General features: G+C 75.1%; 13 protein-coding genes. 4 read left to right on the top strand and 9 right to left on the bottom strand.

What is annotated here, in order from left to right; genetic code table 11:
* Nucleotides 1–37: 37 nt before the first annotated feature.
* The 3 genes from ACFZCF_RS25525 to ACFZCF_RS25515 all read right to left on the bottom strand — a co-directional run bounded on the left by ACFZCF_RS25525 (nucleotide 38) and on the right by ACFZCF_RS25515 (nucleotide 2,377).
* A complete protein-coding gene (locus ACFZCF_RS25525; protein ID WP_388448819.1) occupies nucleotides 38–532 on the bottom strand; it encodes a hypothetical protein in 495 nt (164 codons plus the stop codon).
* A 98-nt stretch (nucleotides 533–630) separates the two neighbouring features.
* A complete protein-coding gene (locus tag ACFZCF_RS25520; RefSeq protein ID WP_388448821.1) occupies nucleotides 631–1,704 on the bottom strand; it encodes a cytochrome P450 in 1,074 nt (357 codons plus the stop codon).
* A 124-nt stretch (nucleotides 1,705–1,828) separates the two neighbouring features.
* A complete protein-coding gene (locus ACFZCF_RS25515) occupies nucleotides 1,829–2,377 on the bottom strand; it encodes an FHA domain-containing protein (protein WP_388448823.1) in 549 nt (182 codons plus the stop codon).
* Between the two features lie 179 nt (nucleotides 2,378–2,556).
* Here ACFZCF_RS25515 and ACFZCF_RS25510 point away from each other — a divergent pair, with 179 nt between their 5' ends.
* Together ACFZCF_RS25510 and treZ are read left to right on the top strand one after the other, a co-directional pair.
* Nucleotides 2,557–3,525, top strand: a complete 969-nt coding sequence (locus tag ACFZCF_RS25510) for a GNAT family N-acetyltransferase (RefSeq protein WP_388448825.1) — start codon at nucleotides 2,557–2,559, stop codon at nucleotides 3,523–3,525.
* Between the two features lie 75 nt (nucleotides 3,526–3,600).
* Nucleotides 3,601–5,352 (top strand): malto-oligosyltrehalose trehalohydrolase, encoded by a 1,752-nt coding sequence (gene treZ / locus ACFZCF_RS25505; protein WP_391289007.1) that lies wholly within the window; start codon nucleotides 3,601–3,603, stop codon nucleotides 5,350–5,352.
* 10 nt (nucleotides 5,353–5,362) lie between these two features.
* Here the strand turns inward: treZ and ACFZCF_RS25500 are convergent, their stop codons facing one another.
* The 5 genes from ACFZCF_RS25500 to ACFZCF_RS25480 form a co-directional block, all read right to left on the bottom strand.
* The gene (locus ACFZCF_RS25500; RefSeq protein WP_388448829.1) at nucleotides 5,363–6,517 is read right to left on the bottom strand and encodes an aminopeptidase P family protein; all 1,155 of its coding nucleotides are present in this window, start codon (nucleotides 6,515–6,517) and stop codon (nucleotides 5,363–5,365) included.
* Nucleotides 6,518–6,602: 85 nt separating this feature from the next.
* On the bottom strand, nucleotides 6,603–7,562 hold the full coding sequence (locus tag ACFZCF_RS25495; RefSeq protein ID WP_388448831.1) for a hypothetical protein: 960 nt from the start codon (nucleotides 7,560–7,562) through the stop codon (nucleotides 6,603–6,605).
* Between the two features lie 91 nt (nucleotides 7,563–7,653).
* Nucleotides 7,654–8,178: a tetratricopeptide repeat protein gene (locus ACFZCF_RS25490; protein WP_391289004.1), complete on the bottom strand. Its 525-nt coding sequence runs from the start codon at nucleotides 8,176–8,178 to the stop codon at nucleotides 7,654–7,656.
* A gap of 51 nt (nucleotides 8,179–8,229) precedes the next feature.
* Nucleotides 8,230–9,333, bottom strand: a complete 1,104-nt coding sequence (locus ACFZCF_RS25485; protein ID WP_391289003.1) for a hypothetical protein — start codon at nucleotides 9,331–9,333, stop codon at nucleotides 8,230–8,232.
* A gap of 28 nt (nucleotides 9,334–9,361) precedes the next feature.
* Nucleotides 9,362–9,991 carry a nucleoside/nucleotide kinase family protein gene (locus ACFZCF_RS25480; RefSeq protein WP_388448837.1) on the bottom strand — a complete coding sequence of 210 codons (630 nt, stop codon included), beginning with the start codon at nucleotides 9,989–9,991 and terminating at the stop codon, nucleotides 9,362–9,364.
* 183 nt (nucleotides 9,992–10,174) lie between these two features.
* On the opposite strand from ACFZCF_RS25480, the gene ACFZCF_RS25475 reads away from it, so the two are divergent.
* A complete protein-coding gene (locus tag ACFZCF_RS25475; protein ID WP_388448839.1) occupies nucleotides 10,175–10,582 on the top strand; it encodes a VOC family protein in 408 nt (135 codons plus the stop codon).
* A gap of 270 nt (nucleotides 10,583–10,852) precedes the next feature.
* The gene (gene fusA / locus ACFZCF_RS25470; RefSeq protein ID WP_391289000.1) at nucleotides 10,853–12,865 is read left to right on the top strand and encodes an elongation factor G; all 2,013 of its coding nucleotides are present in this window, start codon (nucleotides 10,853–10,855) and stop codon (nucleotides 12,863–12,865) included.
* Here the strand turns inward: fusA and ACFZCF_RS25465 are convergent.
* The gene (locus ACFZCF_RS25465; RefSeq protein WP_388448843.1) at nucleotides 12,862–13,296 is read right to left on the bottom strand and encodes an ATP-binding protein; all 435 of its coding nucleotides are present in this window, start codon (nucleotides 13,294–13,296) and stop codon (nucleotides 12,862–12,864) included. The two genes, fusA and ACFZCF_RS25465, sit on opposite strands and share 4 nt — an antisense overlap.
* Nucleotides 13,297–13,430: the final 134 nt, after the last annotated feature.

Genomic DNA, 13,430 nt, shown 5'->3' with positions numbered 1-13,430 from the left:
CGCGCCCCGTGTCCCGTCGTTCGGGTGCGGGCGGCCGTCAGAGGCGGCTGGCCCGGGTGACCTCGCACTTGGTGTACTCGGAGCCGTCGCCGGTGCCCGGGTACGGGGTGGTCAGCTCGGCGCTCGTGGAGGAGCCGGCGGTGACCGCGATGCCGGTCTTGACGGCGGTGGCCGGGACGGCGCCGCCGCCGGTGAACTTCATGGTGACGCTGTAGTCGTAGTCCAGCGAACCGTCGTTCTTGACCGTGATCTTGGCGGTCAGCTTCTTGGTGGCGGCGTCGTAGGCGCACTTGTCGATGGTGACGTCGCGGGCCGCCTTGTCGGCGCTGCTGCCGCCACCGGGCACGGAGACGCCGCCGGAGCTGCTGCTGCTGTCGCTGTCGCTGTGGCTGCCACCCGAGGTGGAACCGGAGCTGGAGCTCGAACCGGAGCTGTGGTTGTCGCAACCGCCGCCGCCGGAGCCGCGGGCGCCGGTGAGGGCGAAGACGGCGATGCCGAAGACGGCGATCGCGCGGGCATGACGAAGCTTCACGTGTTTCTTTCCCCGTTGGACGTGATTCATCAGAGGGTTCATCAGAAGGCTCGCTTGACGAGCGCACGTCACCCTAGCAGCGCCGCGGGGGTCTCGTTTCAGCCGTTGGGCAGGACGTCGAGGGTGCGCGGGGCACGGGTGATCAGACCGGTCGACACCGGGCGGAAGCCGTCCGCGAGGCGCAGGCGGGGCATCGCCTCGAAGAGCGCGCGGAGCCCGTACTCGGCCTCCAGACCGGCCAGGATCACCGCCGGACAGAAGCCGGAACCGTACGTGAGCTGGCCGGGGTCGTCACGCAGCGGGTCGAAGCGGTCCGGGGCGCGGAACCGCTCCGGGTCCCGTCCGGCCGCGCCGACGAGCAGCGCCACCGACGAGCCGCCCGGCAGGATCCCGCCACTCACGGGGACGTCCTCGCGGGTGCGCCGCACGGCGATCTGCACCGGCGGGTCGCGGCGCAGCGACTCGGACCACGCCCGGGCGACCAGGGCCGTGGGGGCGTCCCGCAGGGCGGCGACCTGGTCGGGGTCGGCGAGGACGTTCCCGAGGAAGGAGGCCAGCGCCTTCTCGCGGACGGCGATCTGCCCGCCGCACTCGCCGGCGAGCGCGGTCGCGGCCCGGCCCCTGACCAGCCGCATCATGTCCCGGTAGGGGACGCCGACGGCGGCGGCGACGGTCCCGGCGGGCAGCCAGTGGCAGAAGTCCGCGACCAGGTCGGCGCGGGGCCGGTCGGCGATCCGCCGGGCGAGGACGTAGGCGGTGCGCTCGGCGACGGACCGCAGCTCGGCGAGGTCCACGTCGACGTGGGCGCGCGAGCAGGCGGGGTCGCCGGGCCGGTGCCCGTGGGTGAAGCGGCCGTCGGTGAGCGCGGTGGCCACGTCCGCGTACCGGCTCAGCACCCAGGCCCGCAGCAGCGGGTCGTAGGTGAGCGGGAACTCCTCCCGCAGCCGCCGGAAGACGGGGTAGGGGTCGTTCGCCGCGCCCGGGTCCAGCGGGCTGGGCGCCACGGTCCGGCCGCCGGGCGGCACGGGCGCCCCGGCCGCCGGGTCGGCGACGCTCCGCACCCGGCCGGGCGCGGCGGCGCCGGTCCGTCCGTCGGGCGCCATGGCCGGCGGACGGCGGAGCCCGGTGGCGCGGGGGGTGCGGGAGGGGTCGGGGGTCCGGTCGTCGCGCATCGTGCCCCCAGAGTGGGTCGGTCGGCGGTGGGTCACCCCAGCCCACCACCGGCGGCGGCGCGGCGCCCGTCGCGTACCGCCGAACGGGTGAGGACGCACCGCCCTGACCAGGCCCGGAGCGGGGTCAGTCGACCGACAGGCGGAAGGTCGTCTCGCCGAAGCCGACGACGTCCCCGGCCCGCACCACCACCGCGCCGACGACCCGGCGGCCGTTGACCGTCGTGCCGTTGGTGGAGCCCAGGTCGCGCAGGACCCAGAGGCCGTCCTGGAGGGAGAGTTCGGCGTGCAGCCGGGAGGCGGTCGCGTGGCTGAGCCGCAGGCCGTTCACCGGGTCCCGGCCGATCCTCAGCGGGTACGGCCCCGGCTGCGGCAGCAGCAGTTTCGGGAGGCGCTCGGAGTGCCAGGCCCGGCCGATGCGCGCGGTGAACGCCGACATCCGCTCGACCGCGCCGACCACCCGCCGGGTCCAGGTGCCCTCGCCGCGCAGGTCGGCGGTGAGCACGTCGAGTTCGTCGGGGCGGCGGGCCTGGAGGGCGCGCTCCATCCGGAAGAGGAAGGTGTCGTGCGAGAGACGTCCCTGGGCGGCGCCGTCCCGGAGCAGGCCGAGGGCACGGTCCCGCTCGGCGTCGGTCAGCCGGGGGGCGTGCGCCGGGGGCTCGTAAGGGGTCGTCACACCGCGATTGTCCGCGTGGCCGGGCCGCACTGTCCAGAAGCCTCCGTCCCAGGACCGTCACCGCTCACCGTGCGCTCTCCGCACGAGCATGAGGACGCGGAAATCCGTGCGACCGTTCCCCGCGACCACTGCTACGGTCTGCGGGCTTCGCTCACCTGTACCCCTGGGGGAACCACCGTATGACCGACGACCTCGTCGTCCGCCCGCTCACCGGGCCGGAGGAGCTGGACCTCTTCCTCGGCCTCGCCTACACCCTCGACGACGAACTCGCCGACGACCTCGGCTCCGGCCGCCGCCGCCCCGACTGGATGTGGGTGGCCCTCCGCGACGGCCGCCTGCTCGGCCGGATCGCCTGGTGGACCAACAAGGACGGGGGCGAGCCGCTCGCCCTCGACTTCTTCGACCTCGCCCCGGAGCTCCCGGCCGGGGAGGCCGAGGAGGTGGGCCGGCGGCTGCTCGCCGCCGCGCTGCCCGCCGTCGTCCCGGCCGGCACCGTGCCGCCGGAGTTCAACCGCTATCTGCCGCCGGACTGGCGCGAGGTGCCGGAGACCCGCGACCGGGTCGGGCTGCTGCTCTCGCTGCTCGCCGGGACGGGCGCCCGGCCGCTGGTGGAGCGGCTGCGCCTGGAGTGGCTGCCGGGAACGCCGATCGCCGAGCCCACCGGCCGGCTGGTGTTCCGTCCGGTCCGGGACCGGGAGGACCTGCTCGCGCTGATGACACCGGTGATGGCCGGCACGCTCGACGCGCACGGGCAGGCCGACCTGGCCGAGGGGCTGTCGCTGCGGGAGGCCGCCGAGCGGCACCACGACGAGGAGTTCCCGCACTACACGACGCCCCGCGCGTGGTGGCAGGTGGCGGAACTGCCGGGCACCGGCGAGCCGGTCGGCTTCGTGATCCCCGCCCGCAACAACTACAACCCGATCATCGCCTACATCGGCGTGCTCCCCGAGCACCGGGGCAAGGGTTACATCGACGAGATCCTCGCCGAGGGCACCCGGATCCTCGCCGCGCAGGACGTGCCGCGCATCCGGGCCGCGACCGACGTCGGGAACGTGCCGATGGCGGCGGCCTTCGCCCGCGCCGGGTACGTGAACTTCCAGCGGCAGATCGACTACGTGTGGGACGCGCCGGGCGCGTCGCCCTCCTGACTGCCAGGATGGGAGTGATCCACCGGCTGTGACGCCGTACCGACGACCGTATCGCCGTCTGCGAGGAGAACCACCGTGCTCTTCGAGGTGTGGGCGCCGCACGCCCGCGACCGGGTGACCCTGGAGCTGAACGGCACCGGGCACCCCCTGGAACGGGACGCCCTGCGGGAGGGCTGGTGGACCGGCACCGTGCCGGCCTCCGACGGCGACCGGTACGGCTTCCGGCTCGACGACGGGCCCGTGCTGCCCGATCCGCGCGGCCGCAGGCTGCCGGACGGGCCGGACGGGCTCAGCGCCGTCGTCGACCACACGGCCCACACGTGGCTGCACGAGCCGCCCCGGCTGCGGCTGCGCGGCGCGGTCCTGTACGAGCTCCACGTGGGCACCTTCACCCCGGAGGGCACCCTCGACGCGGCGGCGGCCCGGCTCGGGGAACTCGCCGGGCTCGGGATCACCCATGTGGAGCTGATGCCGCTCTGCCCGTTCCCCGGGACGCACGGCTGGGGGTACGACGGGGTGGCGCCGTGGGCGGTCCACGAGCCGTACGGCGGCCCGGCGGCGCTGAAGCGCTTCACGGACACCGCGCACGGCCTCGGCATGGGCGTGGTCCTCGACGTGGTCCACAACCACCTGGGCCCCTCCGGCAACCACCTCCCGCCCTTCGGCCCGTACTTCACCGACACCCACCACACGCCGTGGGGCGCGGCGGTCAACCTGGACGCGGCCGGTTCCGACGAGGTGCGGGCGTACTTCCTCGGCAGTGCGCTCGCCTGGCTGCGGGACTACCGGATCGACGGGCTGCGGCTGGACGCGGTGCACGCCCTCGCCGACGACCGGGCCCTCACCTTCCTGGAGGAACTGTCCGGTGCGGTCGACGAGTTGGCGAAGGAGCAGGGCCGCCAGCACTTCCTGATCGCCGAGTCCGACCAGGCCGACCCGCGCACCACCACGCCGCGCACGCTCGGCGGCCTCGGCCTGCACGCGCAGTGGAACGACGACTTCCACCACGCCCTGCACTGCGCGCTGACCGGCGAGTCCCAGGGCTACTACGCGGACTTCGCGCGCGCCCCGATGGCCGCGCTCGCCAAGACCCTGACCCGGGTCTTCTTCCACGACGGCACGTACTCGTCCTTCCGGGGCCGGCACCACGGGCGTCCGGTCGACCGGGAGCGCACCCCCGCCCACCGCTTCCTCGGCTACGCCCAGACCCACGACCAGATCGGCAACAGGGCGCTCGGCGACCGTCTTTCGGCCTCCCTCTCCCCCGGTCTGCTCGCCTGCGCGGCGACGCTCGTCCTCACCGGCCCCTCGGTGCCGATGCTCTTCATGGGCGAGGAGTGGGGCGCCCGCACGCCCTGGCAGTACTTCACCGACCACACGGACCCGGAGCTCGCGGAGGCCGTACGGCGGGGCAGGCGGCGGGAGTTCGCGGCGCACGGCTGGGACGAGGGCGAGGTGCCCGACCCGCAGGACCCGGCGACCCGGGACCGCTCGGTCCTGGACCGTTCGGAGCGGGAGCGCGACCCGCACCGGCGGCTCCTGGCCTGGCACCGCGAGCTGATCGCCCTGCGCCGCACCCTTCCCGACCTCACCGACCCGGATCTGGGCGGTGTGAAGACCGCCTTCGACGAGGAGGGCCGCTGGCTGGTCTTCCGTCGCGGCGACGTGCGGGTGGCGGTGAACCTGGGCAAGGAGCCGGCCGAGATCCCGCTCGGCTCCAACGGCCGCGACCGGGTCCTGGCCGCCTGGGAGCCGGTCGAGGCGCCCGCCCGGGACGGGCTGCTGCGCCTCGGCGGCGAGTCGGCGGTGGTGCTCGGCGACGGGTAGCCCGGCGGGGTTAATCCACGATCGCCATCTCGTGCGGGGTGGCGTTGAAGCGGCGGCCGGTGCCGTCCTCGGTCATCGTCACGATGTCCTCGATGCGGACGCCGAAGCGGCCGGGGAGGTACACGCCCGGTTCGATGGAGAAGCACATGCCGGGGACGACCGGCCGCTCCTCGCCCTCGATCATGTAGGGCGGCTCGTGGGTGGTGACGCCGATGCCGTGGCCGGTGCGGTGGATGAAGTACTCGCCGTACCCGGCGTCCGTGATGACCTTGCGGGCGGCGCGGTCGACATCCTGGCAGGCGATCCCGGACCGCACGGCCTCGAAGCCGGCCTGCTGGGCCTCGCGGACCAGGTCGTGGATCCGGCGCTCCTCGTCCGTGGGTTCGCCGACGTGGACGGTGCGGGTGGTGTCGGAGCCGTAGCCGTGCTTGAGCCCACCGAAGTCGAGGACGACCATGTCGCCGCGCTCGATGACGCGTTCGCCGGCCTCGTGGTGCGGGTTGGCGCCGTTGGGTCCCGAGCCGACGACCGTGAAGTCGACCTGGGAGTGGCCGAAGTCCAGGAGCAGCCGGGCGAGGTCGGCGGCGACCTCGGTCTCGCGGCGGCCCGCGAACCGCACCTTGAGGATCTCCCCGTACGCGCGGTCCGCGGCGGCCCCGGCGGCCGCGATCCGGTCCAGCTCGTGGGCGTCCTTGACGGCCCGCAGCATCGGCAGGGCCTCGGTGAGGGAGACGTACGAGGTGCCGGGGAGGGCCTGCTGGAGGCCGAGGAGGTGCATCGCCCAGGCGTTGTCGCTGACGCCGAACCTGCCGTCGACGTCGAGGAGCGGCGCGGTGACGGCGTACGGGTCCTTGCCGTCGGTCCAGTCGCGCAGCGTCAGCGCGGGCGCGCCGACGGCCTTCTCCGCGTCGGGGGCCTCCAGGGTGGGGACGACGAGCACCGGATCCTGGCCGGGGGCGATGACGAGGACGGTGAGCCGCTCGGTGATCGCGGTCGGCTGGTAGCCGGTGAGGTAGACCAGGTCGGGGCCGGGGGCGACGAGCACCCCGGCGAGTCCGGCGTCGGCGGCGGAGGCGGCGGCGCGGTCCATCCGGGCCCGGTAGTCGTCGGCGGTGAACGGCGTGGGGGCGTCACCGACTGCGTCGGCGGCGGCGGTCGTCGGCATGGGGTCTCCTTCGCGGCGGCGGGCGGGCGGTGCTCCCAGCATCCTCCCCGCCGGTTCGGGCCGCCGCGACCGGGCGGCGGCCCCGTCAGCGTGGGCCGGGCCCCTGGGCGATGAGCCGTTCGAGGAGGTCCTGGAAGTCGTCGCCGACGACGATCCGCAGCTCTCCGCGCTCCTCGTCGTGTTCGCTGAGCTGGGTGAGCGTGCCGCCCCGCCACCAGAAGACGTACGGGCTGATGGCGCCCGGGGTGTCCTCGTACTCGGAGGCGGCGAAGGAGGCCATGGCGCCGAGCGCCGGGATGATCGAGGTGTCCCGGATGGGGTGGAAGGCGATCTGGTGGCGGAAGGGCACGGCGACGAGCGCGCCGTGCTCGCCGAGCGGCAGGCCGGTGACCCGCTGGGCGAGGGCGTCGAGGTCGAGGACGCGGCTCGCGGTGTAGAAGGAGTCGCCGACGACGACCTCGAAGGACATCCCGTCGGCGTCCCGGACGGTCTCGTGCTCCTCGACGGGCAGCCCGCGCAGGTTCTTCAGGGCGCGGGCGCGGAGCTGGGCGGGGTCGCCGAGCCGGTCGAGGGCCTCGTCGGTGAGCATCATGACGCTCTCGGGCAGGTCGAGCGCGAGGACCTCGTACAGGCCGGGGGCGAGCGTCCTGGCGTAGCCGAAGGCGCCGGGGTCGATCCCCTCGCCGTTGACGACCCGGGGGTAGAGCTGGGCGCGGATCTGGTCGGGCGGCAGCGTGTCGAGGGCCGAGGGGCCGTCCAGGGTCCGCACCACGAGGGTGACGTGCCGGCGGATCAGGTCGGGCCAGACGCGGGGCCCGCGCCGGTCGCGGTGGCAGACGGCGGCGAGGTTGCCGAGGCCGAAGCGGCGCTGCTTGTCGTCCTGGACGGAGGAGGCGTAGACCGTGACCTCCAGGCCGAGTTCGGCGAAGGCCTCGCGGACGGTGGCGCGGAAGAGCGCGGCCTCCCGCTCGGAGAAGTAGGCGAACTCCGGGTCCCGGGGCGCGTCCTCGCCGTCCCGCTTCGGTGTCCTGCGCAGCCACCCCACGCCAGCCCGCCTTCCCTCGCCGTTGCGTTCAGCGTAGCGACTGCGGCGGGGCGGTCACCGGCCGCCCGCCGAACTCGCCGCCGCGGCGGCCTCAGGAGCCGTACGGGGCCTTGAGGAGGTCGCGGGCATAGTGGGCGAGGGAGCGGTTGTAGCGGGGCAGCAGCGGCGCGAGGGCGCCGAGGGCCAGCGCGGCGGCCTCGCGCTCGCGGCCGGTGTCGGCGAGCGCGAGGGCGAGGAAGGCGTCGACGGCGGGGGCGAGGGCGAGCTCGTCGGCGTCGAGCCGTCCGGCGGGCAGGGCCCGCTCCTCGGTGAGCAGCTCGACGCTGCGGTCGGGCCGTCCGAGGTTCCGCAGGCTGCTCGCGAGCTGGATGACGGCCCGGCGCCGCCGCGGGCCGGTCAGTCCCAGTTCCAGGGCGCGCGTGTAGTGCCGGACGGCTTCGACGGGCTGCCCGGTGGAGTCGTGGGCGGCGCCGACCTCGAAGACGGCTGCGGCGTCCGCGTCGCCGCGTTCGGCGGCGAGCTCCGCGATCCGCTCGCGGAACTCCTCGTCGCCGAGGTCGTCGATCCGCTCCCAGAGGGCGGCGACCCGCCCCTCCCACCCGCTGTCGTCGCTCATGCGGCCACCCTAGCCACTCCGGGGTGCCCTGCGGTTCTCTGGGACACGCGGCTAGTCGCCGCCACCGCCGCCGCCGTCGCCGCCGCCACCGCCGCTGTCCCCGCCGCCGTCGCCGCCGCCGGAGTCCCCGGCGTCGCCGCCGTCGGAGCCCCAGCCGTCGCCGCCGCCGGGTTCGTTGTCGGCGCTGGAGGTGCCGAGGTTGCTGTACCAGGGGCGGTTCCAGTCGGTGTCGAGGGCGACGGGCTCGAATCCCTCCCGGATGCGCCACTGGGCGGGGAAGCGGGCGAGTCCGGTGGTGTCGCCGAGGCCGAACGCGGTGGCGAAGGCGTGGGCCATGACCGCGTCGAGCGGGTCGGAGGTCTCGTGGCCGACGGGGCCGAGCGGGAGCAGGAGCCGATCGGGGCCGGTGGGGGTGCGGCGGCGCGGCGGGCGGGCCAGGAGGGCGACGCGGAGGCCGTCCCTGAGCAGCCAGGAGCTGGTGGCGCCGTGCCGCCGCAGCTCCCAGAGTCCCCTGGTCGGGGCCGAGGGGCCGCCGGGGAACTCCGCCTCCACCACGCTCTTCGACTTCCGCAGCTTCTTGTGGACGAGGCGGAGCTCGGCCGGTGTCCCGCCGACGGTGAGGGTGAGGCCGCGGGAGGGGTGGGGCTCGTCGGGGTGGAAGCCGTACGGCGCCCGGATGCGGACGGCGGGGGCGTGCGGGCCCCACACGTCGACGCGGACGAGCCGCCGGTCGACGGCGACGGTGACGTCGCCGTGCGGGCCGGGCGCGGTGCGGCGGGCCATCCACAGCGGCACGCCCTCGGCCTCGGCGCGCCGGGCCAGCTCGGCGACCCGCTCGGGCCCGCCGCTGAGCCGCACCGCGAGGCGTCCCAGTTCGTGGGCGAACTCGGCGGTCCGCCGCACCTTGAGCGGGACGCCGGTGCCGGTGACGCGGATGACCGGGACGACGCCGGGGCCTTCTTCGAGGCGGGCGAGGGCCCGTTCGGACCCGCCGCCGCCGAGCCACTGCCCCCGCAGGTACGCCTCGGCCGTCGCGGCCAGGTTCAGCTCGCCGTGCGGGGTGAGGCGGCCGCCGCGCCGCACCCCCTCCTCCGTCAGTTCGACCGTGCGGGCCAATGGGTTCCACGACTTCTCGCCGTAGAGGACTTCGCTCACGTCTCCCCCTGCTGTGTTCCTCGGGCCGTCACGGCCCCATGTTCACCACGCGGTCGGCGCGGTCGCGGTTGCGGGCGACGAGCAGGGCGTTCGCCTCGTCGGAGCGCCGCACCCAGGCCTCGGCCTCGGCGCGGCCCCGGCCGTGGGCGACGTGGCGGTCGACGAGCCGGGGCACGCGGACGGCGTCGGGGAGGTCGGCGTACCAGACCTCGTCGAGGAGCGGCCGGACGGCGGCCCATCCCCCGCCGTCGTGGAGGAGGTAGTTGCCCTCGGTGACGACGAGCGGCGTCCCGGCCGGTACGGCGACCGAGCCGGCGACCGGTTCCTCCAGGGTCCGGTCGAAGGCGGGCGCGTAGACGACGGTCCCCGGCTCGGGGGACCTCAGCCGGGCCAGCAGGGCGGCGTACCCGGCGGCGTCGAAGGTGTCGGGCGCGCCCTTGCGGTCGGCGCGTCCGAGCCGCGCCAGCTCGGCCCCGGCGAGGTGGAAGCCGTCCATGGGGACGAGGACGGCGAGCCCGTCGAGCCGTTCGACGAGCCGTGCGGCGAGCGTCGACTTCCCGGCCCCGGGCGGCCCGGCGATCCCCAGGATCCGCCGCCGCCGCTCTCCGGCGAGCTCCCTCGCCCGTCCGACGAGCCCCTCGAACTCCCGCGCGTCCATGCGGCCGATTCTTCCAGCCCCGGGCCCCGACCGGGGCCCGGGAGCTCCGGGGGCCTGCCGGGACCCTCGGGAGACCCCTCCCCCGACCCTCGTACGGACCCTCCTCGGGTCGAGGGTCGGGGCGTCCGCGACGCGGGGTCGTGCGGGTGGGTTGTTGTGCTTTCCGCGTATTACGTTGGGGTAATGCCGTCCATCGCACTCGTCACCCTCGTCGTCCGTGACTACGACGAGGCCATCGCCTTCTACACCGACGCCCTCGGCTTCGAGCTGGTCGAGGACACCGACCGGGGCAACGGCACCCGCTGGGTCGTCGTCCGCCCGGCCGGCTCCGGCGGCTTCGGCGGGCTGGGGAACGCCGGGCTGCTGCTCGCCCGCGCCAAGAACGACGAGGAGGAGGCCGCCGTCGGCAACCAGACCGGCGGCCGGGTGGGCTTCTTCCTGCACACCGACGACTTCGCCCGCGACCACGAGCGGATGTCGGCCGCCGGGGTGAAGTTCCTGGAGGAGCCCCGCCACGAGCCGTACGGCTCGGTCGCCGTCTTCGAGGACCTGTACGGCAACCGCTGGGACCTCCTCCAGCCGGCCGGCTAATTCGCTGTCGCCCGCGCGGCGGCGCTCCCTAGACTCGCGGCACGGCCCGCCGTCCGGTGCGCCGTGCCGAGTCATGTCGACCGAGGGGAGCCGGCCGTGCGCAGTCACCCGTCGGCTGCCCGTGCCCGCCGCTTCGACGTGATCCTCGCCTCTTCCGCCTGCCGGTGACGGCTGCGCGCCCGTCACCGCAGGACCGTGCCGTACGAAGTCGTCCGTACGGGCGGCAATCGCGCTGTCCTGTGATCCCGCAGCAGCGAAAGGCACGTCACCGTGCGCGTTCTCCCGAACCCCCGCGTCCGCAACCTCGGCATCCTCGCCCACGTCGACGCCGGCAAGACGACCGTCACCGAGCGGATCCTCTTCCTGACCGGCGCCGTCCACAAGCAGGGCGAGGTCCACGACGGCACGACCGTCACCGACTTCGACCCGCAGGAGCGGGAGCGCGGCATCACCATCTCCGCCGCCGCCGTCACCTGCGCCTGGGACGGCCACCGGCTCGCCCTCATCGACACGCCCGGCCACGTCGACTTCTCCGACGAGGTCGAGCGCGCGCTCCGCGTCCTCGACGGCGCGGTCGCCGTCTTCGACGCGGTCGCGGGCGTCGAGCCGCAGAGCGAGACGGTGTGGCGGCAGGCCGACCGGCACGGCGTTCCCCGGATCGCCTTCGTGAACAAGATGGACCGGGCGGGCGCGGACCTCGACGCGGCCGTGGCCTCGATCCGCTCCCGCCTGGGCGTCGTCGCGCTCCCCGTCCAGCTGCCCCTCGGCCGTGAGGACGGCTTCCGGGGCGTCGTGGACCTCGTCCGGATGAAGGCGTACGTGTGGGACGGCGACGGTCTCGAAACGACCGACGTGCCCGCCCCGCTGAGGGAGGAGGCGGTACGCCGCCGGCACGCGCTCGACGAGGCGGTGGCGGAGCTGCACCCGGAGGCCCTGGAGGAGTACTGCGCGGACGAGGCGCTGTCCGACGGGACGCTCGCGCGGGCCCTGCGGGCTGTGACGTCGTCCGGCGCGGCCGTGGTGGTGCTGTGCGGCTCGGCGTACCGCGACCGCGGGATCGAACCGCTCCTGGACGCGGTCGTCGCCTACCTGCCCGCCCCCGCCGACCGGCCCCCGGTCGGCGGCGGCGAGCGGGCGGCGGATCCGCACGCGCCGCTGGTCGCGCTCGCCTTCAAGGTGACCGCGGCCCCCACCGGCCGGCTGACCTACCTCCGCGTGTACGCGGGCGTGCTCACCAAGGGGGACACCGTGCTCGACACCGCCACCGGCCGGACGGAGCGGATCTCGCGCGTGCTGCGCGTGCAGGCCGACCGCACGGCCGAGGTGCCCCACGCCGTCGCCGGTGACATCGTCGCCGTCGTCGGCCCGAAGACCGTCCGCGCCGGGGCCACCCTGTGCGCCCCGGACGTGCCCGTCGTCCTGGAACCGCCGGTCCCGGCGGCCCCGGTGGTCTCCATGGCCGTGGAGGCCCGCCGGAGCACCGACACCGGCCGGTTGGCCGCCGGGCTCGCGCGGCTCGCCGAGGAGGACCCGTCGCTGGTGGTGCGGACCGACCCGGAGACGGGCCAGACCGTCCTGTCGGGCCTCGGCGAACTCCATCTGGAGGTCGCGGTGGAGCGGCTGCGGCGCGACCGGGACCTGGAAGTCACGGTCGGCCGCCCGCAGGTCGCGTACCGGGAGACGGTGGTGAAGGGCGTCACGGGCCTGCTCCACCGGCACGTCAAACAGGACGGCGGCGCGGGCCAGTTCGCCCACGTCGTCCTCGACGTCCACCCCCTGGACGGGGACGCGGGAGAGGAGGGCTTCGCCTTCGCGTCGACGGTGACGGGCGGGCGGGTGCCGCCGGAGTACGTCCGCGCGGTCGAGGCCGGCTGCCGCGACGCGCTCGCCGAGGGGCCCCTCGGCGGGCACCAGGTCACCGGCGTCCGCGTCACGCTCACCGACGGTGCCACGCACCCGAAGGACTCCTCGGAGCTCGCCTTCCGCACGGCGGGCCGGACGGCCCTGCGGGAGGCGCTGCGCGCGAGCGTGATGACCCTCCTGGAGCCGGTGGCCGAGGTGACGGTCACCGTCCCCGCCGAGTCCGTCGGCGCGGTCCTCGGCGACCTCGCGGCCCGCCGGGGCCGGGTCACGGACTCGCGGGTCAGGGGCGGTACGTCGGTGGTGACGGCGACGGTCCCGCTGGCCGAGCTCTTCGGCTACGCGAGCCGCCTGCGCGGCCGCACCCAGGGCCGGGGCACCTTCACCACCCGCCCGGCGGGCTACGAGCCCGCCACCGCCTAGAGGTCCAGCTCGGCCCGTACCGTCTTCCCGACCGGTACGCGGTCGAGCACCTCCCACCGCGTCGCCAGCGCCCCGACGAGCAGCAGCCCGCGGCCGCCCTCGTCCAGCGGCCCCGGCGACGCGGCCGGGGCGGGCCGGCACTCGCCCCGGGTGTCGCTGACGTCGATCCGCAGATACAGCCCGGGCGCGTACAGGAGCCCCAGCTCGCAGTCGCGCCCGGGCACGCGGCCGTGGGTCACCGCGTTCGCCGCGAGCTCGGCCGCGAGGAGTCCCACCGTGTCGGACAGCTCGGAGCCGTACGGGACGCCCCACTGGTGCAGTTGGTGCGTCGCCAGCCTGCGGGCGAGGCGGGCACCTCGGGGGGTGGAACTGAAGCGTTGCGCGAACATGCGTACGGTGACGGGCCGTTTGCGCGCCAGGGGAGTCGTCATGCGGCCAATTTCCCGCCGATCATGGCGGGTTACCAGCTACTGGACTCGTACGCTTCGCTTGTACGGGTTCGCTCGCTGGACTGTACCGGTGACGTTCCGTGAACCTTGGTGTGTTCAACACGAGCACGTGGTGC

This window comes from Streptomyces sp. NPDC007945 (assembly GCF_042958885.1).
Lineage (GTDB): Bacteria > Actinomycetota > Actinomycetes > Streptomycetales > Streptomycetaceae > Streptomyces.
Note: the sequence above shows the minus strand (reverse complement) of the source record. Positions and strands in the feature narration are given on the sequence as shown.